Source organism: Streptomyces spinosisporus (assembly GCF_022698145.1).
In the GTDB taxonomy this organism is placed as follows: domain Bacteria; phylum Actinomycetota; class Actinomycetes; order Streptomycetales; family Streptomycetaceae; genus Streptomyces; species Streptomyces spinosisporus.
In genome coordinates this window covers 16,201-39,769 of record NZ_JALDAX010000017.1, presented here as the reverse complement: position 1 = coordinate 39,769, position 23,569 = coordinate 16,201, and the positions used below count along the sequence as shown (strand labels likewise).

The following is a 23,569-nucleotide window of genomic DNA, read 5'->3' as shown; positions in this document are numbered from 1 at the left end:
GCCCGGTGAAGAGTCAGCAGTCCCGCAACCCCGTCGGCGGCCATGTCCCCGTGGCCGGCGGTCTTCGCTCCGTCGGCCTGTCCTACGCCCATGACCTCAAGGCCGAGACCGTGCAGGTCTTCGTCGCCAATCCGCGCGGCTGGGCCACGCCCGCCGGCAATCCGCGGCAGGACGAGGAGTTCCGGGCGGTGTGCGAGGCCGAGTCGATCCCGGCGTACGTCCATGCCCCGTATCTGATCAACTTCGGCTCCCACACCGAGGCGACCGTCGAGCGGTCGGTCGACTCGATGCGGCACTCGCTGCGGCGCGGGCGGGAGATCGGGGCGCTGGGCGTGGTCGTGCACACCGGCAGCGCGACCGGCGGCCGGGACCGCTCCGTGGCGCTCAAGCAGGTACGCGAGCATCTGCTGCCGCTGCTCGACGAGCTCACGCACGACGACGACCCGTTCCTGCTGCTGGAGTCGACGGCCGGGCAGGGCGCCTCGCTCTGCTCGCGCACATGGGACTTCGGGCCGTACTTCGAGGCGCTGGACGCCCATCCGAAGCTGGGTGTCTGTCTGGACACCTGTCACGTCTTCGCGGCCGGGCACGATCTGACCGGGCCGAGCGGCATGCACCAGACGCTGGATCTGCTGGTGGACACGGTCGGCGAGGGCCGGCTGAAGCTGATCCACGCCAACGACTCCAAGGACGTCGTCGGCGCGCACAAGGACCGGCACGAGAACATCGGCTCGGGTCATATCGGCGAGGACCCGTTCCGGGCCCTGATGACGCACCCCGCGACCGAGGGCGTACCGCTCGTCATCGAGACGCCCGGCGGCAAGGAGGGGCACGCGGCGGACGTGGAGCGGCTGAAGAGACTGCGTGACTCGTCGCCCGTACAGGAATACCCCTAGGGGGTATACGGTTGAGGCCGGGTGCAGGAACCGCGACCTGACGTAGGGGGCACTCATGCAGCACGAGGCACACGCACACCACCACCCGGCCGCCGCCACCTGGAGCATGGCCGCCCAGGCGACCCTCCACTGCCTCACGGGCTGTGCCATCGGCGAGGTGCTGGGCATGGTGATCGGCACCGCCCTGGGCTGGGGCAACCTCGCGACCACGGTCCTCGCCGTCGTGCTCGCGTTCTTCTTCGGCTACTCGCTCACCCTGCGCGGGGTACTGCGGGCCGGCGTCGGCTTCCGTACGGCCGTGCGGGTCGCGCTGGCCGCGGACACCCTGTCCATCGCCGTGATGGAACTGATCGACAACGGCGTGATCGTGCTGTGGCCGGACGCGATGGACGCCGAGCTGGCCGACCTGCTGTTCTGGGTCTCGCTCGCAATCTCGCTCGCGCTCGCCTTCGTCGTGACGACACCCGTCAACAAGTGGATGATCGGCCGCGGCAAGGGCCACGCAGTGGTGCACGCGTACCACCACTGACCGCTTGGGCCGGGAGCCGACCGGGAGTCAGAGCTCGGGGCCCTCCCCGGGCTCCTCCTGGTAGGAGTAGCGCTGCTCCCGCCACGGGTCGCCGACGTTGTGATAGCCGCGCTCCTCCCAGAAGCCGCGACGGTCGGCGGTCATGTACTCCACGCCGCGCACCCACTTGGGGCCCTTCCAGGCGTAGAGATGGGGCACGACGAGACGGAGCGGGAAGCCGTGTTCCGCCGTCAGCAGCTCGCCGTCCTTGTGGGTGGCGAAGATGGTCCGCGCGGACGCGAAGTCGGCGAGGCGCAGATTCGAACTGAATCCGTATTCGGCCCACACCATCACATGGGTGACCGCCGGAGCGGGCGGCGCGATCTGCAGGATCGTACGAGCCGGAATGCCGCCCCACTCGGCGCCGAGCATGCTGAATTTCGTCACGCAGTGCAGATCGGCCAGCACCGTGGTGTACGGCAGGGCCGCGAACTCCTCATGGGTCCAGCAGTGCTTCTCGTTGTCCGCGGTCGCGCCGAAGACCCTGAACTCCCAGCGCTCCGGGCGGAATTTGGGAACGGGCCCGTAATGCGTGACCGGCCAGCCGCGCTGCAGCCGCTGCCCCGGCGGAAGCTCGGGCTGTGCTGCTCTTCCCGAATCGCGTTCTCCCGATTCACGCTCCGCCGGCTGACCCATGTCTCCATCCTGACAGACCGGGAGCGATGCCCTTGACCGGCCCCCGCAAACACGGGCAATTACGACTAAGCCTGCACTTACTTACTAAGTGAAGACTTACTGGACGATCTTGTTTCCCGGTGCAATCATGCGGCGCAACCTGCCAGTCCCCCCGCTTGGAAGGAGCCCGCGCGATGCAGGGCGACCCCGAGGTCATCGAATTCCTCAACGAGCAGCTCACCGGCGAGCTGACCGCGATCAACCAGTACTTCCTGCACGCGAAGATGCAGGAGAACTTCGGCTGGACGAAGCTCGCGAAGTACACCCGTCACGAGTCCTTCGACGAGATGAAGCACGCGGAGGTGCTCACCGACCGCATCCTCTTCCTGGAGGGGCTGCCGAACTACCAGCGGCTCTTCCATGTGCGGGTCGGGCAGAGCGTCAAGGAGATGTTCGAGGCCGACCGCATGATCGAGGTCGAGGCCATCGACCGGCTGAGGCGGGGCATCAAGGTGATGCGCGAGAAGGGCGACATCACGTCCGCCAACATCTTCGAGTCCATCCTGGAGGACGAGGAGCATCACATCGACTATCTCGACACCCAGCTGGAACTGGTGGAGAAGCTCGGCGACGCGCTCTACATCGCCCAGCTGATCGAGCAGCCGGAGAGCTGAGCGACTGCTAGGCGGCCTCGTCCAGCGCGCTCAGGACCGGCTTGCCCTGGTCGGCGAGTTCACGGCGGGGGCACTCCCCTCGACCCAGGATCGCCTGGATGCGGCGCACGCACGAACCGCAGTCCGTGCCCGCCTTGCAGGCGGAAGCCACCTGGCGTGGGGTGCAGGCGCCGTTCTCCGCGTGCTTTTTGACCTGCTGCTCAGTGATACCGAAGCAACTGCAGACGTACACGCGGTTCACCTCCCGACGGGATCGATCAGTCTTGCCGTCCCGATGATCGGTGAGGCTAACCTAACCTTACCCGTCGCACAGAGTCCGCAAAAGTGCGGAGGGGCGCGGATCGGATGTGATCCGCGCCCCACTCACCGCCTGTGCGACGGCGAAGCCGTCACTGGTCGCGGTACATCTCCGCGACGAGGAACGCCAGGTCGAGCGACTGGCTGCGGTTCAGCCGCGGGTCGCAGGCCGTCTCGTAGCGCTGGTGCAGATCGTCGACGAAGATCTCGTCGCCGCCGCCCACGCACTCGGTGACGTCGTCACCGGTGAGCTCGACATGGATGCCGCCCGGGTGGGTGCCGAGGCCCTTGTGGACCTCGAAGAAGCCCTTGACCTCGTCGAGCACGTCGTCGAAGCGGCGGGTCTTGTGGCCGGAGGCCGCCTCGAAGGTGTTGCCGTGCATCGGGTCGGTCACCCAGGCCACCGTGGCACCGGAGGCGGTGACCTTCTCGACCAGCTCGGGGAGCTTGTCGCGGATCTTGTCCGCGCCCATCCGGACGATGAAGGTCAGCCGGCCCGGCTCGCGCTCCGGGTCCAGGCGCTCGATGTACTGCAGCGCCTCCTCGGCCGTCGTGGTCGGGCCGAGCTTGATGCCGATCGGGTTGCGGATCCGCGAGGCGAACTCGATGTGCGCGCCGTCCAGCTGCCGGGTGCGCTCACCGATCCACACCATGTGCCCGGAGACGTCGTAGAGCTGCCCGGTGCGGGAGTCGACACGGGTCAGCGCCGACTCGTAGTCCAGCAGCAGCGCCTCGTGCGAGGAGTAGAACTCGACCGTCTTGAACTCCTCCGGGTCGGCCCCGCAGGCGTGCATGAAGTTCAGCGCCTGGTCGATCTCCCGCGCCAGCTGCTCGTAGCGCTGGCCGGAGGGGGACGACTTCACGAAGTCCTGGTTCCAGGCGTGCACCTGGCGCAGGTCGGCGTAGCCGCCGGTGGTGAAGGCGCGCACCAGGTTGAGCGTGGAGGCCGAGGCGTTGTACATCCGCTTCAGGCGCTCGGGGTCCGGTACGCGGGCCGCCTCGTTGAAGTCGAAGCCGTTGACCGAGTCGCCGCGGTAGGTCGGGAGCGTCACGCCGTCGCGGGTCTCGGTGCTCTTGGAGCGCGGCTTGGAGTACTGGCCGGCGATCCGGCCGACCTTCACGACCGGCACCGAGGCGGCGTACGTCAGCACGGCGCCCATCTGGAGCAGGGTCTTGAGCTTGTTGCGGATGTGATCGGCGGACACCGCGTCGAAGGCCTCGGCGCAGTCGCCGCCCTGGAGGAGGAACGCCTCTCCCTTGGCGACGGCCGCCATCCGGGCGCGCAGCTGGTCGCACTCGCCCGCGAAGACGAGCGGCGGATACGACTCGAGGTCCGCGATCACTGCGCGCAGAGCCTCGGTGTCGGGGTACTCGGGCTGCTGCGCCGCGGGCAGATTTCGCCAGGTGTTGCCAGCACTCGCGCTGGTCTTAGCGTTCACGGTCACGACCTCAACACTACGGGGTCGTGTCGGGCGTCCTGCCCCATGCCCAGCAATTGAGACACGGGGTACGGCTGCCGGACATGCGGTAGGGTGCCTGGCATGTTCGCGCATTCGACCCAGAACTGGTGGTGGACCGCTCATCCGGCGGCCCGCTGACTGCGCGTACGAAAGACTTCGCGAAGGCCGCCCGAGGGGCGGCCTTCGGTGTTCCCGGGGTCGTTCCTCTCCCTGACGACGATGTCGTCGCCGACCGAGAAGGAACCCGGACCCATGAAACTGCTGGACCTGCTGCACGACCCGAGGCCCTTCGCCCTGCTGCGGCGCCGCGCCCCGGGCCATGACGGGGACACCGTCGAACTGCTCCTCGGCCCGGTCGGCACCTACGACCGCCTCGCCGACCTCCCCGACGAGGGTCTCGCCCTGGTCCCCTTCCGCCAGATCCGCGAGCGCGGCTTCGACGTCCGCGACGACGGCACACCGCTCGCCTTCCTCACCCCCGAGGAGTCGTACGGGATCCCGCTCGACGACGTGCTCGCGCAGCTCCCGGACGAGGACGTACGGGTCGAGGGCGGCGGGTTCGACGTCGGGGACGAGGAGTACGCCGAGATCGTCGGGCGGGTGCTGCGCGAGGAGATCGGGCGGGGCGAGGGCGCGAACTTCGTGATCCGGCGGACGTACGAGGGCGAGATCCCCGGCTTCTCACGCAGGGACGCCCTCGCGCTGTTCAGGCGGCTGCTCGTGGGGGAACGGGGGGCGTACTGGACGTTCGTCGTGCACACCGGGGAAAGGACGCTGGTCGGGGCGAGCCCCGAGGTCCATGTGCGGATGTCGGGCGGCACGGTCGTCATGAACCCGATCAGCGGGACGTACCGCTACCCCGCCGAGGGCCCGACCCCGGAGCATCTGCTCGGCTTCCTCGCCGACGGCAAGGAGATCGAGGAGTTGTCGATGGTCGTCGACGAGGAACTGAAGATGATGTGCACGGTCGGCGACATGGGCGGGGTCGTGGTCGGACCGCGGCTGAAGGAGATGGCCCATCTCGCGCACACCGAGTACGAGTTGCGGGGGAAGTCCTCGCTGGATGTGCGCGAGGTGCTCAAGGAGACCATGTTCGCGGCGACCGTCACCGGCTCGCCCGTGCAGAACGCCTGCCGGGTCATCGAGCGCCACGAGGTCGGCGGGCGCGGCTACTACGCGGGCGCCCTCGCCCTGCTCGGCCGGGACTCCGGCGGTGCCCAGACCCTCGACTCCCCCATCCTGATCCGCACCGCCGACATCGCGGGCGACGGGCGGCTGCGCGTTCCGGTCGGCGCCACCCTGGTGCGCGGCTCGGACCCGGCGGGCGAGGTCGCGGAGACGCACGCGAAGGCGGCGGGCGTACTGGCGGCCCTGGGGGTGCGTCCGGCGCGGCCGCGTGGTGAGCACGCGCGCGTGCGCCTCGCCGACGACCCACGCGTGCGTGCCGCGCTCGACGGACGCCGGGCCTCGCTCGCCCCCTTCTGGCTGCGGATGCAGGAGCGGTCCGCCGAGCTCGACGGGCACGCCCTGGTGGTCGACGGGGAGGACACCTTCACGGCGATGCTCGCGCATGTGCTGCGGTCGAGCGGCCTCGACGTGAGCGTCCGGCGCTACGACGAGCCCGGACTGCGGGACGCCGTGCTCGCGCACGAGGGGCCCCTCGTGCTCGGCCCCGGCCCCGGTGATCCGTCCGACCTGGATGACACCAAGATGCGATTGCTGCGCGAACTGACCGCCGAGGTGATCCGCAGCCACCGGCACGGCGTCCTCGGCGTCTGCCTGGGCCATGAGCTGATCGCGGCCGAACTGGGCCTGGAGATCGTGCGCAAGGAGGTGCCGTACCAGGGCGCGCAGACCGCGATCGACCTGTTCGGACGCACCGAGACTGTCGGCTTCTACAACAGCTTCGTGGCGCGCTGCGACGAGGAGGCGCTCACCGAACTGGCCGCGCACGGCGTGGAGGTCAGCCGGAGCGCGTCGCACGAGGTGCACGCGCTACGCGGTCCGGGATTCGCCGGTGTGCAGTTCCACCCGGAGTCGGTCCTGACCCTCAACGGCGCGGCGGTCGTACGGGAGTTGATCGCTCAGCTGCGCAACACGACGGTGTAGTCGTCCGGGGGCGCTGCCGCCCCCGGACGTACGGCTGGGGGGCGCGTCAGCCGAAGAAGACCCCGACCTCCTCGTACAGCTTCGGGTCGACCGTCTTCAGCTTGGCCGTCGCGTCCCCGATCGGGACGCGGACGATGTCGGTGCCCTGCAGGGAGACCATCTTGCCGAAGTCGCCGTCACGGACGGCCTCGATGGCGTGCAGGCCGAAGCGGGTGGCGAGCCAGCGGTCGAAGGCGCTCGGGGTGCCGCCGCGCTGGATGTGTCCGAGGACCGTCGTACGGGCCTCCTTGCCCGTGCGCTTCTCGATCTCCTTGGCCAGCCACTCGCCGACGCCGGACAGCCGGACGTGCCCGAAGGAGTCCAGCGACTGGTCCTTGAGCACCATGTCGCCGTCCTTGGGCATGGCGCCCTCGGCGACGACCACGATCGGGGCGTACGAGGACCTGAAGCGGGAGGTGATCCAGGCGCAGACCTGGTCGACGTCGAAGCGCTGCTCGGGGATGAGGATGACGTTGGCGCCGCCGGCGAGCCCGGAGTGCAGGGCGATCCAGCCGGCGTGACGGCCCATCACCTCGCAGACCAGGACGCGCATGTGCGACTCGGCGGTGGTGTGCAGCCGGTCGATGGCCTCCGTGGCGATGCCGACCGCGGTGTCGAAGCCGAAGGTGTAGTCGGTGGCGGACAGGTCGTTGTCGATGGTCTTCGGTACGCCGACGACGGGGATGCCGTACTCGTCGGTCAGGGTCGCGGCGACGCCCAGGGTGTCCTCGCCGCCGATGGCGATGAGCGCCTCGACCTCCAGCTTGGCGAGGTTCTCCTTGATGCGCCGGATGCCGTTGTCCTGCTTGAGCGGATTGGTGCGCGAAGAACCGAGGATGGTGCCGCCGCGGGGCAGGATGCCGCGCACGGCGGGGATGTCGAGGCGTACCGTGTCGCACTCCAGTGGACCGCGCCAGCCGTCCCGGAAGCCGACGAAGTCATAGCCGTACTCCTGCACGCCCTTGCGGACGATGCCCCGGATGACGGCGTTGAGCCCGGGGCAGTCGCCGCCTCCGGTCAGTACTCCGACCCGCATGGAAAAGTCCCTTCGCCGCGGTTGCCTGGTGACAGCCACGCTAATGGTGAGCCGCGTCACAGAGGGATGGGCGGGAAGGGCAATTCCGGTGAACTGTGGGGCGCTGCCTTTACTCGTCGTCTACTCGTCGTCCAGTCCTCGCTCGATCGCGTACCGCACCAGTTCCACCCTGTTGTGCAGCTGGAGCTTGCCGAGGGTGTTCTGGACGTGGTTCTGGACCGTGCGGTGGGAGATGACCAGACGATCGGCGATCTGCTTGTAGCTCAGACCCTTGGCGACCAGGCGCAGCACCTCGGTCTCGCGGTCGGTGAGCTGGGGTGCCCTGGGCTCGTCGGGGTCGGAGGAGGGCGCGGGCTCGGAGGCCAGGCGGCGGTACTCGCCGAGGACCAGACCGGCCAGGCCCGGCGTGAACACCGGGTCGCCGACGGCCGTACGGCGCACCGCGTCGAGCAGTTCACCGGTCGACGCCGACTTCAGCAGATAGCCGGTGGCCCCGGACTTCACCGCCTCCAGGACGTCGGCGTGCTCACCGCTCGCGGACAGCACCAGGACGCGCAGGGCCGGGTTGTGGCCGACGAGTTCCTTGCAGACCTGGACACCGGGCTTGGCGGGCAGGTTGAGGTCGAGCACGAGGACGTCGGGGGCGGCGGCCTTGGCGCGGCGCACGGCCTGCTCGCCGTCGCCCGCGGTGGCGACCACGTCGAAGCCGGACTCGGTCAGGTCGCGGGCGACGGCGTCGCGCCACATGGGGTGGTCGTCAACCACCATGACCTTGATCGTGTCCCGCTGCTCACTCATCGGTGCCCCGCCTTCGCGTCCTTGGGTACTTTCAGCTCGACCTCCGTGCCCTGCCCCGGAGTCGAGATCAGCTCGGCGCTGCCGCCTAGTTCGCGCAGCCTGCCCCGGATCGACAGGGCGACCCCGAGCCGTCCCTCGCCCTCGGCCTGCGCGAGCCGCCCGTCCGGGATGCCGGGGCCGTCGTCCCGTACGGACACCACGACCTCGTCGGGCTCGTCCTCGACGAGGATCCACGCGCGCGCGTGCTCACCGGCGTGCTTGTGGACGTTGTCCAGGGCGGCGCCGACGGCCGCGGCGATCTCCTTCGCGGCCGGGCCGGGCAGCAGCACGGGGGCGCCCGGCTCGGCGAAGCTGACCTTCGCCGCCGCGTACGGGGCGATGAGTGCGCGCAGGTCCACCGGGCCGTTCTCGTCGTGGGAGGGCTCCTCCACGGCGCGTACGACCGCGCCTTCGGCCGCGTCCTCCGAGGCCCGGGAGAGGGGGACCAGGCCGCCGGAGACCAGGGTGCGCAGCGCGACCTCCTGCTCGCCCGCCATCCGCCCGAGCTCGGCGGCCTCCCCGCCGATCACCAGGCCACGGCGCTGCACCATGGCGAGCACCTGCAGGACGCCGTCGTGGATGTCCCGGGCCAGCCGCTCCCGTTCCCGCGTCGCGGCCTCGATCTCCAGGGCCCGGGCGAGGGTGCGCTCGGAGGCGCGGGCGACCTCGACGACGTAGCCGATGGCGATGGAGGCGACCCAGACGAGGATCACGTTGTGGACGGTGTCGCGGGCGGGGGCGCCGCGCTCGATCAGGTTGGCGACCGCGACCGGCGTGGAGGCGAAGGCCGCCCAGCGCCAGCCACCCTTGATCGCGTACGCGAGGACGGAGCCGGCGGTCCATATCGACGGCAGGGTGGGGCCGCCGCTCTCGATGTGCTGGTCGTTGACGGCGATCGGGGTGAGCAGGATGCCGGTGAGCGCGACGGCGAGGTCGACGGCGAGGAAGCGCTTGGTGCAGGCGGCCGCGTTCTGGACGCGGGGCAGGGTGGCGAGCGTCCAGACGAACAGGACGACGAAGTAGACGACGGCGACGTCCGGGCGGTCGTACTCGTCGTAGGCGGTGGCGAACAGGCCGACCGCGTACAGCATCGTGAGCACCCGGTATGCGGTGAGCGCACGCCACAGCGGCTGCTCGACCGACATCCTCATGACTCTCTCGCGCTTGGCCACTTCCCCCTCCAGGCCCGGACCGTCCCCACCCTAGGCTAGGACTTCTCCTTCTCGGCCTGTTCCTTCCCGGCCTGCGCGAGAGCGGCCTTCGCCGCCTTCTCGGCCTCCTTCTCCGCCTTCGCCGCTTCCGCGATCTGCCGCTTGGCGGCGGTCGCGTACATGTCGACGTACTCCTGGCCGGAGAGCTTCATGATCTCGTACATGACCTCGTCGGTGACCGCGCGGAGGACGAAGCGGTCGTGCTCCATGCCCTGGTAGCGGCTGAAGTCGAGGGGCCTGCCGATGCGGATGCCGGGGCGCATCAGCTTGGGCATCACCTGGCCGGGCGGCTGGATCTTCTCGGTGTCGATCATCGCGACCGGGATGACGGGGGCGCCGGAGGCGAGCGCCACGCGCGCGAGGCCGCCGGGCTTGCCCCGGTAGAGCCGGCCGTCGGGCGAGCGCGTGCCCTCGGGGTAGATGCCGAACAGCTCGCCGCGCTCCAGCACTTCGAGACCGCTTTTGATGGCCGCCTCGCCCGCGCCGCGCGCCCCGGAGCGGTCCACCGGGAGCTGGCCGACGCTCTTGAAGAAGGCCGCCGTCAGCCGGCCCTTGACGCCGGGCGTGGTGAAGTACTCGGCCTTGGCGATGAAGGTCACCTTGCGGTCGAGCATCGCGGGCAGGAAGAACGAGTCGGAGAAGGAGAGGTGATTGCTCGCCAGGATGGCGGCGCCCTCGGCCGGAATGTTCTCCAGGCCCTCCACCCAGGGCCGGAAGGCAACCTTCAGCGGTCCCCCGATGGCGACCTTCATCGTGCCGTACAACAACCGAGTGCCTCCTGACTCCTTCGCTCAGACCTTAACCCGGCCCACCCCCAAAGGCTCCGACGGCCCTGGTCGGTGTCAGTGCGGTCGCGTACGGTGAAGCACACCTGGACTTCACGTCACTCTCATGAACTGTCACTTCCTCAAGAACTGTCACTCCTCATGAACAGGAGACCGAAGGTGCCGGTCCTTCCTGGAGCCGAGCCGTACCGCCATGAGGGCGGGGAAACAGGCGTCCTCCTCTGCCACGGCTTCACCGGTTCCCCCCAGTCGCTGCGCCCCTGGGCGAAGCGCCTGGCCGAGCACGGCCTGACGGTGTCGCTGCCGCTGCTGCCCGGCCACGGCACCCGCTGGGAGGACATGCAGCTCACGGGCTGGCAGGACTGGTACGCCGAGGTGGACCGCGAGCTGCGGTCCCTGCGCGAGCGCTGCACCGAGGTGTTCGTGGCCGGCCTGTCGATGGGCGGGACCCTGGCGCTGCGGCTGGCGGCCAAGCACGGGGAGGCGGTCGGCGGGGTGGTCGTCGTCAACCCGGCCAACCGCATGCACGGCCTCTCCCCCTACGCCCTTCCGGTGGCACGTCATCTCGTACGGACGACGCGGGGCATCGCGAGCGACATCGCCAAGGAGGGCGGCGCCGAGCTGGGGTACGACCGGGTGCCGCTGCACGCGGCCCACTCCCTGCGGAACTTCTTCCGGCTGGTCGACGGTGAACTGCCGCAGGTCACCCAGCCGCTGCTGGTGCTGCGCAGCCCGCAGGACCATGTCGTGCCGCCGGCCGACTCGGCGCGGATCCTCAGCCGGGTCTCCTCGCACGACGTGACGGAGATCCTGCTGGAACAGAGCTACCACGTGGCGACGTTGGACCACGACGCGGACCGGATTTTCGACGAGAGCCTCGCGTTCATCGCCCGGCTCGCACCCAGTGTCGGCAAGGAAGGGACGGCCGTAGGTGGCTGAGCACGACTCGGACCGCGAGGATCTCGAGCCCGAGGAGCAGGGCGTCCCCTTCGACGAGGACGCCGCCTGGGCGGCGATCGTCGCCGGTTACGGCGACGAGCCGAAGGACCCGCCGGGCAGCAAGCCGTTCAAGCCCGTCGAGGATCTCGCGCTGCTGGAGACGGAGCCCAACGACACGAACGACGGGCCCAAGGGCGAGACGCCCGAGAAGGACAGGCCCGCGCGGCCTCTCGGCGGCTCGGTCTCCTTCGCCCCCGGCGTGGGCCCTCGCGACTACGCGGCGGCCGAGCCGTCCGAGGACGACTTCGACGAGGACGACGAGGGCCACTTCGTCCCGCCGGAGCCGCCGCCGCTGCCCGCCGCGGACACGACGGCGAAGTTCGCCTGGCTGGGCGTGATCGGCGGTCCGATCCTGCTCCTGCTGGCGGTGGTGCTGGGGTGGGACATGACCTGGTGGCTCGCCACGCTCAGCATCGGCGGTTTCGTGGGCGGCTTCGCCACCCTGGTCGTACGGATGCGGACGGACGACGAGGACGACGACGACCCGGGGCGCGGGGCCGTCGTCTGACCCTCGGCCGGCCGGCACTGCGCTGCTCGGCTAGCCGACCGGCACTTTGAGGGCGGCCAGGACCGGAAGGTGGTCCGTGGCCGCCCTCAGGTCTGTCTCCGTCACTCCCGGCAGGCCCAGCGGCACCCCGCAGCCGAGCACCTCGACGCCCTTCGTGGCGAAGATCGCGTCGATGCGCTGGAAGGGGGTGACGGGCGTGAAGGTGTTCTCGCCGCCCCAGGGCGCCACGGCCCGGCAGTCCTGGAGGCCGTCGGCGAGGCGGCTGAAGGTGGGGCCGCCGGGCCGCTCGTTGAGGTCGCCGCCCGCGACCGCGTGGTCCACGCCGAGGCCGGCGAGGCGGTCGAGGAGCATGCCGCCCTGTTCGTACCGCTCGTCCTTCTGCAGGGAGAGGTGACAGCTCAGGACGCCGAGGCGGGCGCCGCCGAAGCGTACGACGGCGGTGGCGAAGCCGCGGCGGTGCTGCCCCGGGGTGAGCGGCAGCAGTACGTCCTCGGTGCGCTCGACGGTCGCGCGCAGGCTGCACAGGATGGCCGGTCCTGCGGCGGTCGCACCTCCGGTGAGCACCACCAGGCCGGAGGCCGCGGCCAGCCGGGCCAGCTTCTTGCGCCAGCGGAAGAACCGGGGGGCCTCCTGGATCAGCACGAGATCCGGGGCGCAGGCGCCGATCACCCGGGCGAGGGCCGCGGTGTCGTCGCGCAGGGAGCGGATGTTGTAACTGAGGACACGCAGGACGGAACCGTCGGGTTCGGTGCGGGAGTTGGGCAGCGGGGTCGAAGTCGCCATGCCGATCAACATACGACGAGCCCCGCCGCCCCACGCCGGGGCACGGCGGGCTCATCACGCTCGAACACGGCGAGCTCATCACACTCGAGCACGACTGGCAGCGGAGACCGGCACGGGGCGCTGGGGGCGCGGACACCGGGGACCGGGCACCGGGCACCGGGCACCGGGCACCGGGCACCGGGCACCGGCCGAACGGTCACTGGCCAAGCAGGCATCGGGCACCGACCGCGCGGGACCGGCCAAGCGGGCGCCGAGCGATCACCGGCCAGGCGGACACCTGGCACCGGCCCCACCCGAGACCGGCGCAGGGCGCCGACCGCACGGTTACCGGTCACCGGCCCAGCGGGCATTGGGCGAGCGGGCGCCGATCACCGGTCACGCGCGCACCGGTCACCGGGCACCGGCCACGCGGTCGCCAGTTAAGCGGGCCCGGTCGCCCGCCACGCGGTCACCGGCCGAGCAGGCATCGGTCACCGGCACGCGGGCACCGACCACGCGAACACCGGCCCCGCGGGCACACGGCACCCGCCCCGCAATCACACGGCCCCGCCCCCGCGGCCCCCGGCTACATGATCGGATCCGGCTCCCTGGCCAGGTCCGCTGCTCCCACCAAGCCCGCGCCGTTGCCCAGTTGGGCGGCGATGACGTCTGCCACCGGGCGCCAGTTGCCGCCGACGAGCCAGCGTTTGTAGGACTTGCGGATCGGGTCGAGGACCAGTTCGCCCTCGTCGGAGAGGCCGCCGCCGACGATGAAGGCGGACGGGTCGAAGAGGGAGGCGAGATCGGCGAGACCGGCGCCCACCCAGCGGGCCAGCTCGCGGTAGGAGTCGGTGGCCACCGGGTCGCCCTGGCGGGCGGCGATGGAGATGTGCTTGCCCTCGATGCCGTCGGGAGTGCCGTCGCCGAGCGCGAGCAGGATCTCGGCCCGCTCGGGGGTGGCGTTGGCGCGCTGCTTGGCGTATCTGACCAGGGCGCGTCCCGAGGCGTACTGCTCCCAGCAGCCCTGTGACCCGCACCCGCACAGCAGGCCGTCGGGCACCATGCGGATGTGGCCGAACTCGGCGGCGACGCCGAAGTGGCCGCGGCGCAGCTTGTTGCCGATGATGATGCCGCCGCCCAGGCCGGTGCCGAGGGTGATGCAGATGACGTTGCGGTGGCCCTTGCCCGCGCCGAAGCGGTACTCGCCCCACGCGGCGGCGTTGGCGTCGTTCTCCACGACGACCGGCAGGCCGACGCGGCTCTCGACCTTCTCCTTCAACGGCTCCTGGCGCCAGTCGATGTTGGGCGCGAAGTACACGGTGGAGCGCTGCCGGTTCACATAGCCGGCCGCGCCGATGCCCACGCCGACGATCTTGTGCCCGGCGCGTGCTCCCTCAACGGCGGAGGCGATGGCGTCCACGATCCCGTCGGGCGTGCCCGGGGTCGGCACCTTGTGGGTCGAGAGGATGTTGCCTTCCTCGTCGACCACACCGGCCGCGATCTTGGTACCGCCGATGTCGACGCCGATGGTGAGTCCCATGAATCCCTCAGTTTCGGTCGAGCCCCGCTACGGCCAACCGTACCCGAGGCCCTGCCGTGACAGTCCTGGCGTCCAGCGTCCGGGCAGGCGGGGCCCGACGGCGGGGGGAGTCAGTCCAGATCGATGCGCTGTCCGGGACCGGTGTCCTCGCCGCCGTCACGGCGTTCGTCGAGGTCCTTGTGGAGGTCCGTCGCACGGGTGGTCCACCGCTGTTCCTGGGCCACGACCGCGGAGCGGTAGGCGGCCAGCAGTTCGTTGCCCGCGGCGGCGAGGTGGTCGAAGACGTCCGGGTTGCGTTCGATGACGGGTTCGACGGCGGCCTTCGCCTGCTGGACGACCTGCTTGACCACCTGCTGCGCGGCGGGTCCGGCGAGGGAGCCGAGCAGCGGGGACTGGACGGACGACAGCTTCTCGGAGACGGCGTCGACGAACTTGCGCAGTTCCTCGGCGGCCGAGCCCGGCGGCGGGCCGTACTCGGCGCGGCGGCGGGCCTTCTCCGCCGCGAGGTCTTCGGCGCACGCCGTCGACCAGGCGTCGGCGTCGGTCGCCCGCACCTCGTCGGCCGCCTCGTTCTGCTCGGCGTCGGACGGGGGGAGCTCTTCGCTCATGACGACCTCCTGACTACGGTTCGTCCCTACGACGTTACCCGAACGGGCGTATGTGCTTCACCGGGTCCGGGGCCACAGATCCGGGTCGGGTGCGAAGCGGATCCGCAGCTCGCCCTCGCGCAGCGCGGCCCCGTTCACGGTGCAGCGGCGCAGCACGGAGGGAAGCCTGACGACACGGCGGAACGGGCCCGCCGCGACGACGAGTTCGTCGCCCCGCCGGACGAGGTCCAGGTCGTCGCGTATGGCGCCGGGCAGGGGGATCCGCCAGACCAGCACACCGTCGTCGGCGCGCCGGTCGGTGACGGGCCACTCGACCGTGGAGGCAGCGCCGTTGACGCCGGGGACGGGGAGGGCGGCGAGGTCGTCGGTGCCGCGGGGGTCGTGCCCGAGGTGGTGCACGGGCCGTACGTCGTACGACTCCTGCCACTCCTCCAGCGCCTTGCGCTGCTGGGCGACGAGTCCGGAGGGCCACCCCTCCGCGGCCCGCTCCGGCAGCACCCGGTTGGCGACCACGACGTCGGGCCGCAGACCGCGCAGGGCGAGCCCCAGGGCTGCGGTGCGCACGGCGTCCGCGCCTGCCGGGCCGGGCTCCGCGACCAGCCGTACGACGGTGTCGCGGTCGGCCAGCACGGCCTCGACGGCGGCCAGTTCCGTGTCCCAGCGCGCGGCCGTGTCGTACAGCCACTCCGAGGGCACGGGGACGCCGGTCAGCTTGCCGAGGACCGGGCGCAGCGCGCGGGCCGCCCGGCGCTCGGGCGGGAGCAGCCGGCGCAGATAGCGGCGCAGTTCCTCGGGCAGGGAGAGCAGGGCGAGCGCGCCGGGCACGGGCGGGAGGTCGACGACGAGGAGGTCGAAGCGCTCCGAGAGCGCGGCGTCGCGCAGGGCGCGCAGAAAGCTGAGTTCCTCGGCCCCGGGCAGGGGTGTGACCTCCTCGGCGTCCAGCCGGGCGGCGCCCAGCAGGTCGAGGACGCCGGCCGCGCGTTCCTGGAAGGCGGTGAGGTCGTCCCGGAAGCCGGCCGCCGCGTCGGGGCGCCAGGCCGTGAGATCCGGGGCGACCCGGTTCGGCTCCGGTCCCGCGGCCGCACCGAGGGCCGCGCCGAGGGTGTCGGTGCGGTCGGCGCTCAGGACGAGGGTGCGGGTTCCCTCGCGGGCGGCGGCCAGGGCGGTGGCGGCGGCGATCGTGGTACGACCGCTGCCGCCGGAGCCTGTGATCAGGATGGTGCGCATGCGCTGAACCGTAACGGAGGCGGGCGCGCGGTCGTGCGCGAGCGGCGCCCGGTGCAGCGCGGGCGCTACAGCTCCCCCGACCGACCCGCTGCTTCTCCCCCGAACCCCACCCGCTACTTCTCCCCGGACTCCACCCGCTTCTTCAGCCCGGCCAGCGCCCGGTCGATGATGACCTTCTCGGCCTTGCGCTTGATCATCCCCAGCATCGGGATCTTGACGTCCACGGTCAGCTGGTAGGTGACCTCGGTGGCGCCGGACCCGGCCGGCTTCAGCAGGTAGGAGCCGTCGAGGGAGCGCAGCATCTGGGACTTGACCAGGGTCCAGGAGACCTCGTGCTCACCGGTCCAGGTGTACGCCAGCACCTGGTCGTCCTTGATCGCACCGGCGTCCATGACGAGACGGACCTGCTCGGCACGGCCCTGGGTGTCCGAGGCGAGCACCTCGGCCTCCTTCACCTCGCCGGTCCAGTCCGGGTACCGGGCGAAGTCGGAGATCACCCCCATGACGTCGGCCGGTGCCGCCTCGATCGTGATGCTCGAGCTGGTGTGTTCCGCCATCGCCGTGGCTCCTCCAGATGCGGGCCGGTAGAGAGGTCGTCGTGCACACGTGTGTGCAGCGTGAAGGCTACCGCGCACGTGAGGAGGGGACTTCACCCCCACCTGCGTTCCGCCGGCATCGTTCCCTCACCATTCGAGCGCCCACGGTTTCCCGGTCCCGGCGAAGTGCCCGACGTTCACGCACTCCGTCGCGCCGATCCGCATCCGCCGCGCGAGCGGCTGGTGGACATGGCCGAAGAGGGCGTACCGGGGACGGGTCCTGCGGATCGCCTCCAGCAGCGCCCGGCTGCCCCGCTCGAAGCGGCGCGCGACGGTGTCGTAGACGAGTTCCGGCACCTCCGGCGGGATGTGGGTGCACAGGACGTCCACCTCGCCGACGGCCTCCAGCTTGGCCGCGTACTCCTCGTCACCGATCTCGTACGGCGTGCGCATGGGGGTCTTCAGGCCGCCGCCGACGAAGCCGAAGACGCGGCCGCCGATCTCCACGCGCTCGCCGTCGAGCACGGTGGTGCCCGGGCCGGCGTACTCCGGCCACAGGGGTGGCATGTCGACATTGCCGTAGGTGGCGTACGTCGGGGTGGGGAAGGCGGCGAACATCTCGGCGTACTGCTTGCGCACCGCCTGCTCGATCACGGCCGCGCGGTCCGAGCCGATACCGCTCCACAGCCGGGCCCCGAACTCCCGCGCCTCCTCGAAGCGGCGGGCGGTGCGCAGCTCCACGATGCGGTCGGCGTTCTCCCGGCCGAACAGATCGGGGAAGATCCCGCGCGAGTGGTCGGCGTAGTCGAGGAAGAGGACGAGGTCGCCCAGGCAGATCAGGGCATCCGCACCCTCGCCGGCGCCGGCCAGGTCACGGGCGTTGCCATGGACGTCACTGACCACATGAACACGTGTCCTGCGGTTGCCGGCTGGTGAGGATGCCATGGCGATCAAGGGTAAGCGTGTGCGGTGTACGTGAACAGTGCTGGGTGACCCTGCGGTTACTGGCCAGTCAGTTAGCTGGTGGACTACCGTACGCAATGGAACACCAGCCTGTGTGACGCAGGGAACATCTCGCCGGGACCCCCTGTCGAAGAAGCCATACCGGCGGGTAACGTCCGGGCCGTTCAGTCCTACTCAGGATTTCAACCTCTGAAAACCCGAGTACCTGCCCGAGCCGTGGACCCCCGTCGCATCACACAACGTCGTGGCGCCGGCGCCCTATGAGGAGCAGCAGTCTTGCGCGAGTTCAGCCTTCCGGCTTTGTACGAGGTCCCTGCGGACGGCAATCTCACCGACATCGTCCGGAGAAACGCCGCGCAGCATCCCGATGTCGCCATCATCTCCCGCAAGGTGGGCGGTGCCTGGCAGGACGTGACGGCGGCTGCCTTCCTCACCGAGGTGCACGCGGCCGCCAAGGGACTCATCGCCTCCGGCATCCAGCCCGGCGACCGGGTCGCCCTGATGTCCCGCACGCGGTACGAGTGGACGCTGCTGGACTTCGCGATCTGGTGCGCCGGCGCGATCACCGTTCCCGTCTACGAGACCAGCTCGCCGGAGCAGGTGCAGTGGATCCTCTCCGACTCGGGCGCCACCGCGGTCGTCGTGGAACTGGACAACCACCTGGCCGCCGTCGAGGCGGTGCGCGACCGGCTGCCCGCCCTCAAGCACATCTGGCAGATCGAGGCCGGCGCGCTGGAGGAGCTGCGCAGGCTCGGCAAGGGCGTCACCGACGGCATGGTCGAGGACCGCAGCTCGCTGGCGCGGGCCGACGACCCGGCGACGATCATCTACACCTCCGGCACCACCGGCCGCCCCAAGGGCTGTGTGCTCACGCACCGCAGCTTCTTCGCCGAGTGCGGCAACATCGTGGAGCGGCTGCGTCCGCTGTTCCGCACCGGCGAGTGCTCGGTCCTGCTGTTCCTGCCGCTCGCCCACGTCTTCGGCCGCATGGTGCAGATCGCCCCGCTGATGGCGCCGATCAAGCTGGGCACGGTCCCCGACATCAAGCAGCTCACCGACGAGCTGGCCTCCTTCCGTCCGACGCTGATCCTCGGCGTCCCGCGCGTCTTCGAGAAGGTCTACAACTCGGCGCGCGCCAAGGCGCAGGCGGACGGCAAGGGCAAGATCTTCGACAAGGCCGCGGACACCGCGATCGCGTACAGCAAGGCGCTGGACACCCCGCAGGGCCCCTCGCTCGGCCTGAAGATCAAGCACAAGACGTTCGACAAGCTCGTCTACAGCAAGCTGCGCGCGGTGCTCGGCGGCCGGGGCGAGTACGCCATCTCCGGCGGCGCCCCGCTGGGCGAGCGCCTCGGCCACTTCTTCCGCGGCATCGGCTTCACGGTCCTGGAGGGCTACGGCCTGACCGAGTCCTGCGCGGCCACCGCCTTCAACCCCTGGGACCGGACCAAGATCGGCACGGTCGGCCAGCCGCTGCCCGGCTCGGTGGTGCGCATCGCGGACGACGGCGAGGTGCTGCTGCACGGCGAGCACCTGTTCAAGGGCTACTGGAACAACGAGGCCGCGACGGCCGAGGCGCTGACCGACGGCTGGTTCCACACCGGTGACATCGGCACCCTCGACGAGGACGGCTACCTCAGGATCACCGGCCGCAAGAAGGAGATCATCGTCACCGCGGGCGGCAAGAACGTCGCCCCGGCCGTGATCGAGGACCGCATCCGGGCGCACGCGCTGGTCGCGGAGTGCATGGTGGTGGGCGACGGGCGGCCGTTCGTGGGCGCGCTGGTCACCATCGACGACGAGTTCCTGGGCCGCTGGGCCGACGAGCACGGCAAGCCGGCGGGCTCCACCGCGGCGTCGCTGCGCGAGGACCCCGACCTGCTGGCCGCGATCCAGACGGCGATCGACGACGGCAACGCCGCGGTGTCGAAGGCGGAGTCGGTGCGCAAGTTCCGCATCCTCGCCTCCCAGTTCTCGGAGGAGTCGGGCCATCTGACGCCGTCGCTGAAGCTCAAGCGCAATGTGGTGGCGAAGGACTACGCGGGCGAGATCGAGGCGATCTACGCGAAGTAGTACGCCTGGTACGCCTTCTCGCGACCACGGACGATGGCGCGGGTCCTCGGCGAGGACCCGCGCCATCGTCCGTAGTGCCAGAGCGTCGGCTCAGAGCAGGGTCTTCAGCTTCTCCGCCAGGAGGTCCCAGCGCCACTTCTCCTCGACCCACTCCCGTCCCCGCTCCCCCATGCGCCGCCGCAGTTCCGCGTCGCCGAGCAGGGCCACGATGCGGTCGGCGGCCTCCTCCGGGGAGCCGCCGCGGACCACCCATCCGGTCTCGCCGTCGAGCACCGCGTCCGGGGCGCCGCCGGAGTCGCCGGCGACGACGGGCAGGCCGGTCGCGGAGGCCTCCAGATACACGATGCCGAGCCCCTCGACGTCGAGGCCGCCCCGGCGGGTGCGGCACGGCATCGCGAAGACGTCGCCCGCGCCGTAGTGCGCGGGCAGCTCCGACCAGGGCACCGCGCCCGTGAAGCGCACCGAGTCGGCGACCCCGGTCTCCCGCGCCAGCTTGCGCAGCTCCTTCTCGTACGGGCCGCCGCCGACGATCAGCAAGGCCACGTCCGGCTCGGCCGCGAGGATGCGGGGCATGGCGAGCACCAGGGTGTCCTGGCCCTTGCGCGGCACCAGCCGGGAGACGCACACGACGACCGGCCGGTCCGCGAGCCCCAGCCGTGCCCGGACCGCGTCCCCGCCCGACGCCGGGTGGAAGGTCTTCTCGTCGACGCCCGGCGGCAGTTGCACCATCCGCTGGGCGGCCGCGGGCGTGAGCGCGGAGGCGATCCGTGAGCGGGTGTACTCGCCGAGGTAGGTGATCGTGTCCGTCGACTCGCCGATCCGGCGCAGCAGTTGCCGCGCCGCGGGCAGCTGGGCCCATCCTGCCTCGTGCCCGTGGGTCGTCGCCACCAGCCGCTCGGCGCCCGCCTTCCGGAGCGCCGGCGCCATCAGGCCGAGCGGCGCCGCCGCCCCGAACCACACCGAAGTGCACCCGTGCTCGCGCAGCAGGCCGACGGCCGTGCGCGTGGCCGCCGGCGTGGGCAGCAGCATGGTCGTACGGTCGCGTACGACCGTGAAGGGCTGCTCGGCGTCGAAGGCGGCCGTCGCCTCGGCGCCCTCCCGGCCGCGCTTCCAGGTGGAGGCGTAGACGACGAGCCGCTCGGGGTCGAGCCGCAGCGCCATGTTGTGCAGGAACGCCTGGATGCCGCCCGGCCGGGGCGGGAAGTCGTTCGTCACGATCAGGGTCTTGTGCATCGGCGCCGACCCTATCCAACCGGCGCACACCACTCGGCACGGCCACGTCGGTGGCACGCTCACAGCAAGGCACGCCATCATGTTCCCCTCAAGTCGGGAAACGGACAGGCAGGGGCTCCGGTGGACAGTGCGGGTACAAGGCGGTCCCTGGCCGGGCTGCTGGGGACCTGGGGCCTGACGCGGCTGGTGCTGCTGCTGTTCGTCTTCAAGGTGTTCGTCTTCCCCGGCCCGGACGTCACGACCGATGTGTCGGTGATCTACCAGGGCTGGTACGACACGCTGCGGCACGGCACGTTCCCGCTGGGCGACGTCACCTGGCAGTACCCGCCCGCGGCCGCGCTGCCGGTCCTCTCCCCCGCCCTGCTGGGCTTCCTCTCGTATGCGCAGGCCTTCTTCGTCCTCGCCTTCCTCGCCGACCTCGTCGTCCTCCTGCTGCTCCTGTACGCGGGCCTGCGCCCCGGCAAGACGCTGCGCGGCACCTGGGTGTGGGTGGCCGGCGTACCGCTGCTCGGGCCGACCGTCTACGCGCGCTACGACGTGATGGTCACCGCGGTCGCCGTGGCCGGGCTGCTGGCGGGCGCCCGGCACCCGCGGGTGATGGGTGTCCTGGTGGGCTTCGGGGCGATGCTGAAGGTGTGGCCGGCGCTGCTGGTGCTCGGCGCCCGCAAACGCGGCGCCTGGGGATGGGCGGGCGGCACCGTGGCCGCGCTGGCGGTGCTGTTCGCGGCGACCATGCCGGGCGCGTTCGCCTTCCTGACCTTCCAGCGCGACCGCGGCACCGAGGTGGAGTCGCTGGGCTCCCTCGTCTTCCACGTGGCCCGGCACTTCGGCTGGAACGGCCGGGTGCTCCTGAACTACGGCTCGGTGGAGTTCCTCGGCCCCTACGTCACCCTGGTCAGCTCGGCCGCCCTGTTCCTGACCGGGGTCGCCTTCGGCTGGCTGCTGCTGTGGCGGCTGATGGCGACGCGGTTCCTGCCGAACACGCTCGCCGACGCGGCCTTCGTGACGGTGCTGATGTTCACCGCGACCAGCCGGGTGATCAGCCCGCAGTACATGGTGTGGCTGCTCGGCGCGGCGGCGGTCTGCATGTGCTTCCGCAGCAGCCGGATGGGGCTGCCCGTGGGCCTGGTCCTCGCGGCCGCCCTGATGACGGTGCTGGAGTTCCCCGTCTGGTTCGAGCACGTCGTCGCGAGCGACACCCTCGGCATCACGCTCCTCGTCCTGCGCAACGGCCTGCTGGTCGCCGCGTGCGTCCTCGGAGCCGTGGAGCTGTGGCGCTCGACGGTCTCCCGCGAGCCGGTCCCGGCCCTGCCCGCCCAGGCGACCCGCACGAGGGAGACCTCGACCTCGTCCTGACACCGGAGGGCCCGGAACGGCACCGGCCGCCCGGATCAGCCGAGTTGGGCCCTGAGATAGTCCCGCCACTGCACGGTGAAGTCGTCGAGGCTCGTACCGAGCACCTTCTTCATCGCGTCCTCGACCGATCCCGTACGGGACTTGTGGTCGCCGACCGCGCGGTAGAACTCGCCGAGCCGCTCGTCGCCCCACCGCTCGGTGATCAGCCGGCAGGCCAGCCAGCCGCTCTCGTAGGCCTGCGCGAGCGTCGTCGCGTCCCCGCCGAACCCGAAGTCCTTGTCGGTCGGCAGCCGGGACGGCACGTCCCCGTCGCCGACCGCACGCGCCAGCTCCGGTGCGGCCTCGGCGGGGGTGCGGTCGGTGCGCAGATAGCCGATCCAGTCGGCGTACCCCTCCGAGAGCCACAGCGGGGTCGCGGGGTTGGTGTGGGCACGGGTGGCGACATGGGTGGTCTCGTGCGTGATGACGACCTGCTTGCCGACCGGACCGAGCAGGGCGTACGCGTCCGGGTTGACGACGATGCGGTCCGCGGGCGCCAGCGGCGGACCGCCCACCTCGCCGGTGGTGACCGCCGCGATCCCGCGGTACTGGGAGGCGGGCGAGCCCAGCAGCCCCGCCATGCCCTCCACGGACCCCGGCACGAGCAGCACGACATGGCCGGTCCAGTCGGTGCCCCACGCCCCGGTCACGGTCGGCACCGCGTGGTCGGCGAGATCCGCGTACGAGTGCAGCGCCTCGCTGGACTGGCCGGTGCCCAGGACGAGGCTGTGCCTGCCGCGCACCACGGTCACCGCGCCCTGGTCCCACAGCTGTTGCGCGGATTTCTTCGCGGGCTTGTCGGAGGTCACGTACCAGTGCCCGTTCGCCCTGCGGGACAGGTCCAGGGTGCGGCCGGAGGTGACGGGGGCGTTGTCGTAGCCGAGGATGCGGTAGCGCAGTTCCGCGTCGGCGGTGGCCTCGTCGCCGCTGCCGTGCACCGCGGTCACGCGGTACGACCAGCTCTGCAGGGGCACCCCGCGCACGTTCTCGAACCAGCCGAGCGCGCCCGTCCGCAGGAAGGCCGCCCGGTCGCGGTCGAGTACGGCGGTGGAGCGCCCGTCGAGGATGCGCTGCAGCTCGACCTTGCCGATACCGCCGGCGGGCGGCCCGCCGCACGCCACCAGGGAAACGAGCAGCAGCACGAGCGCCACCACCCCGGACCTCGACGCCCGTCCACGACCAGCCACGATTCCGATCG

The 23,569-nt window shown here is 71.0% G+C and carries 24 protein-coding genes; 9 read left to right on the top strand and 15 right to left on the bottom strand.

Annotation, left to right across the window (positions count from 1 at the left end; genetic code table 11):
* Nucleotides 1–5 precede the first annotated feature (5 nt).
* Complete coding sequence (locus MQN93_RS33950; protein ID WP_242712542.1) at nt 6–896, top strand: deoxyribonuclease IV; 891 nt, start codon at nt 6–8, stop codon at nt 894–896.
* 55 nt (nt 897–951) lie between these two features.
* Nucleotides 952–1,425, top strand: a complete 474-nt coding sequence (locus MQN93_RS33945; protein ID WP_016435821.1) for a DUF4396 domain-containing protein — start codon at nt 952–954, stop codon at nt 1,423–1,425.
* A gap of 27 nt (nt 1,426–1,452) precedes the next feature.
* Here the strand turns inward: MQN93_RS33945 and MQN93_RS33940 are convergent, their stop codons facing one another.
* Nucleotides 1,453–2,100 (bottom strand): sulfite oxidase-like oxidoreductase, encoded by a 648-nt coding sequence (locus MQN93_RS33940; RefSeq protein WP_242712541.1) that lies wholly within the window; start codon nt 2,098–2,100, stop codon nt 1,453–1,455.
* A gap of 173 nt (nt 2,101–2,273) precedes the next feature.
* Between MQN93_RS33940 and bfr the strand changes: the two genes are divergently transcribed.
* A complete protein-coding gene (gene bfr / locus MQN93_RS33935; protein ID WP_242712540.1) occupies nt 2,274–2,753 on the top strand; it encodes a bacterioferritin in 480 nt (159 codons plus the stop codon).
* Between the two features lie 7 nt (nt 2,754–2,760).
* On the opposite strand, the gene MQN93_RS33930 is transcribed toward bfr, so the two are convergent.
* Both MQN93_RS33930 and MQN93_RS33925 read right to left on the bottom strand, forming a co-directional pair.
* The gene (locus MQN93_RS33930) at nt 2,761–2,994 is read right to left on the bottom strand and encodes a (2Fe-2S)-binding protein (protein WP_037782556.1); all 234 of its coding nucleotides are present in this window, start codon (nt 2,992–2,994) and stop codon (nt 2,761–2,763) included.
* A 148-nt stretch (nt 2,995–3,142) separates the two neighbouring features.
* Nucleotides 3,143–4,495 (bottom strand): class II 3-deoxy-7-phosphoheptulonate synthase, encoded by a 1,353-nt coding sequence (locus MQN93_RS33925; RefSeq protein WP_242712539.1) that lies wholly within the window; start codon nt 4,493–4,495, stop codon nt 3,143–3,145.
* A 96-nt stretch (nt 4,496–4,591) separates the two neighbouring features.
* Here MQN93_RS33925 and MQN93_RS44430 point away from each other — a divergent pair, with 96 nt between their 5' ends.
* Both MQN93_RS44430 and MQN93_RS33920 read left to right on the top strand, forming a co-directional pair.
* Nucleotides 4,592–4,648, top strand: a complete 57-nt coding sequence (locus MQN93_RS44430) for a trp operon leader peptide (RefSeq protein WP_078516689.1) — start codon at nt 4,592–4,594, stop codon at nt 4,646–4,648.
* Nucleotides 4,649–4,762: 114 nt separating this feature from the next.
* Complete coding sequence (locus tag MQN93_RS33920; protein WP_242712538.1) at nt 4,763–6,619, top strand: anthranilate synthase family protein; 1,857 nt, start codon at nt 4,763–4,765, stop codon at nt 6,617–6,619.
* Nucleotides 6,620–6,665: 46 nt separating this feature from the next.
* Here the strand turns inward: MQN93_RS33920 and MQN93_RS33915 are convergent, their stop codons facing one another.
* The 4 genes from MQN93_RS33915 to MQN93_RS33900 all read right to left on the bottom strand — a co-directional run bounded on the left by MQN93_RS33915 (nt 6,666) and on the right by MQN93_RS33900 (nt 10,494).
* Nucleotides 6,666–7,694 (bottom strand): 6-phosphofructokinase, encoded by a 1,029-nt coding sequence (locus tag MQN93_RS33915; protein WP_016435815.1) that lies wholly within the window; start codon nt 7,692–7,694, stop codon nt 6,666–6,668.
* A 120-nt stretch (nt 7,695–7,814) separates the two neighbouring features.
* Nucleotides 7,815–8,492: a response regulator gene (locus tag MQN93_RS33910; protein WP_016435814.1), complete on the bottom strand. Its 678-nt coding sequence runs from the start codon at nt 8,490–8,492 to the stop codon at nt 7,815–7,817.
* On the bottom strand, nt 8,489–9,703 hold the full coding sequence (gene macS, locus MQN93_RS33905; RefSeq protein ID WP_308404483.1) for a MacS family sensor histidine kinase: 1,215 nt from the start codon (nt 9,701–9,703) through the stop codon (nt 8,489–8,491). Before macS ends, MQN93_RS33910 begins: the two co-directional genes overlap by 4 nt.
* 35 nt (nt 9,704–9,738) lie before the next feature.
* Entirely contained in the window at nt 9,739–10,494 is a 756-nt protein-coding gene (locus MQN93_RS33900; RefSeq protein ID WP_037782936.1) for a lysophospholipid acyltransferase family protein, read from the bottom strand.
* A 192-nt stretch (nt 10,495–10,686) separates the two neighbouring features.
* Here MQN93_RS33900 and MQN93_RS33895 point away from each other — a divergent pair, with 192 nt between their 5' ends.
* Nucleotides 10,687–11,466, top strand: coding sequence for an alpha/beta hydrolase (locus MQN93_RS33895; RefSeq protein WP_016435811.1), 780 nt, complete (start codon nt 10,687–10,689; stop codon nt 11,464–11,466).
* Complete coding sequence (locus MQN93_RS33890; RefSeq protein ID WP_016435810.1) at nt 11,459–12,034, top strand: hypothetical protein; 576 nt, start codon at nt 11,459–11,461, stop codon at nt 12,032–12,034. Before MQN93_RS33895 ends, MQN93_RS33890 begins: the two co-directional genes overlap by 8 nt.
* Before the next feature lie 30 nt (nt 12,035–12,064).
* Here MQN93_RS33890 and MQN93_RS33885 read toward each other — a convergent pair whose 3' ends face one another.
* From MQN93_RS33885 to MQN93_RS33860, 6 genes are all read right to left on the bottom strand, one after another.
* Nucleotides 12,065–12,817, bottom strand: a complete 753-nt coding sequence (locus MQN93_RS33885; protein WP_037782552.1) for an endonuclease/exonuclease/phosphatase family protein — start codon at nt 12,815–12,817, stop codon at nt 12,065–12,067.
* Nucleotides 12,818–13,382: 565 nt separating this feature from the next.
* The gene (locus tag MQN93_RS33880; protein ID WP_016435808.1) at nt 13,383–14,336 is read right to left on the bottom strand and encodes an ROK family glucokinase; all 954 of its coding nucleotides are present in this window, start codon (nt 14,334–14,336) and stop codon (nt 13,383–13,385) included.
* A gap of 110 nt (nt 14,337–14,446) precedes the next feature.
* Nucleotides 14,447–14,944, bottom strand: a complete 498-nt coding sequence (locus MQN93_RS33875) for a DUF5304 domain-containing protein (RefSeq protein WP_016435807.1) — start codon at nt 14,942–14,944, stop codon at nt 14,447–14,449.
* A gap of 57 nt (nt 14,945–15,001) precedes the next feature.
* Entirely contained in the window at nt 15,002–16,171 is a 1,170-nt protein-coding gene (locus MQN93_RS33870) for an ArsA family ATPase (protein WP_016435806.1), read from the bottom strand.
* Nucleotides 16,172–16,284: 113 nt separating this feature from the next.
* Nucleotides 16,285–16,728, bottom strand: a complete 444-nt coding sequence (locus tag MQN93_RS33865) for an SRPBCC family protein (protein ID WP_016435805.1) — start codon at nt 16,726–16,728, stop codon at nt 16,285–16,287.
* Nucleotides 16,729–16,854: 126 nt separating this feature from the next.
* The gene (locus MQN93_RS33860) at nt 16,855–17,610 is read right to left on the bottom strand and encodes a metallophosphoesterase family protein (RefSeq protein ID WP_242712613.1); all 756 of its coding nucleotides are present in this window, start codon (nt 17,608–17,610) and stop codon (nt 16,855–16,857) included.
* Nucleotides 17,611–17,946: 336 nt separating this feature from the next.
* Between MQN93_RS33860 and MQN93_RS33855 the strand changes: the two genes are divergently transcribed.
* Complete coding sequence (locus tag MQN93_RS33855; protein WP_016435803.1) at nt 17,947–19,743, top strand: AMP-dependent synthetase/ligase; 1,797 nt, start codon at nt 17,947–17,949, stop codon at nt 19,741–19,743.
* A gap of 90 nt (nt 19,744–19,833) precedes the next feature.
* Here the strand turns inward: MQN93_RS33855 and MQN93_RS33850 are convergent, their stop codons facing one another.
* Nucleotides 19,834–20,976: a glycosyltransferase family 4 protein gene (locus MQN93_RS33850; RefSeq protein ID WP_242712536.1), complete on the bottom strand. Its 1,143-nt coding sequence runs from the start codon at nt 20,974–20,976 to the stop codon at nt 19,834–19,836.
* A 120-nt stretch (nt 20,977–21,096) separates the two neighbouring features.
* On the opposite strand from MQN93_RS33850, the gene MQN93_RS33845 reads away from it, so the two are divergent.
* Nucleotides 21,097–22,332, top strand: coding sequence for a glycosyltransferase 87 family protein (locus MQN93_RS33845; RefSeq protein ID WP_242712535.1), 1,236 nt, complete (start codon nt 21,097–21,099; stop codon nt 22,330–22,332).
* A gap of 35 nt (nt 22,333–22,367) precedes the next feature.
* Here MQN93_RS33845 and MQN93_RS33840 read toward each other — a convergent pair whose 3' ends face one another.
* Nucleotides 22,368–23,558: a hypothetical protein gene (locus tag MQN93_RS33840; protein ID WP_242712534.1), complete on the bottom strand. Its 1,191-nt coding sequence runs from the start codon at nt 23,556–23,558 to the stop codon at nt 22,368–22,370.
* Between the last annotated feature and the right edge of the window lie 11 nt (nt 23,559–23,569).

Bases quoted from the DNA above. Each gene is read 5' to 3' on its own strand.
- MQN93_RS33915 (WP_016435815.1), bottom strand. From the start codon at position 7,694: ATGCGGGTCGGAGTACTGACCGGAGGCGGCGACTGCCCCGGGCTCAAC.
- MQN93_RS33875 (WP_016435807.1), bottom strand. From the start codon at position 14,944: ATGAGCGAAGAGCTCCCCCCGTCCGACGCCGAGCAGAACGAGGCGGCC.
- bfr (WP_242712540.1), top strand. From the start codon at position 2,274: ATGCAGGGCGACCCCGAGGTCATCGAATTCCTCAACGAGCAGCTCACC.
- MQN93_RS33880 (WP_016435808.1), bottom strand. From the start codon at position 14,336: ATGGGACTCACCATCGGCGTCGACATCGGCGGTACCAAGATCGCGGCC.
- MQN93_RS33870 (WP_016435806.1), bottom strand. From the start codon at position 16,171: ATGCGCACCATCCTGATCACAGGCTCCGGCGGCAGCGGTCGTACCACG.
- MQN93_RS33945 (WP_016435821.1), top strand. From the start codon at position 952: ATGCAGCACGAGGCACACGCACACCACCACCCGGCCGCCGCCACCTGG.
- MQN93_RS33865 (WP_016435805.1), bottom strand. From the start codon at position 16,728: ATGGCGGAACACACCAGCTCGAGCATCACGATCGAGGCGGCACCGGCC.
- MQN93_RS33940 (WP_242712541.1), bottom strand. From the start codon at position 2,100: ATGGGTCAGCCGGCGGAGCGTGAATCGGGAGAACGCGATTCGGGAAGA.
- MQN93_RS33910 (WP_016435814.1), bottom strand. From the start codon at position 8,492: ATGAGTGAGCAGCGGGACACGATCAAGGTCATGGTGGTTGACGACCAC.
- MQN93_RS33885 (WP_037782552.1), bottom strand. From the start codon at position 12,817: ATGGCGACTTCGACCCCGCTGCCCAACTCCCGCACCGAACCCGACGGT.
- MQN93_RS33850 (WP_242712536.1), bottom strand. From the start codon at position 20,976: ATGCACAAGACCCTGATCGTGACGAACGACTTCCCGCCCCGGCCGGGC.
- MQN93_RS33900 (WP_037782936.1), bottom strand. From the start codon at position 10,494: ATGAAGGTCGCCATCGGGGGACCGCTGAAGGTTGCCTTCCGGCCCTGG.
- MQN93_RS33920 (WP_242712538.1), top strand. From the start codon at position 4,763: ATGAAACTGCTGGACCTGCTGCACGACCCGAGGCCCTTCGCCCTGCTG.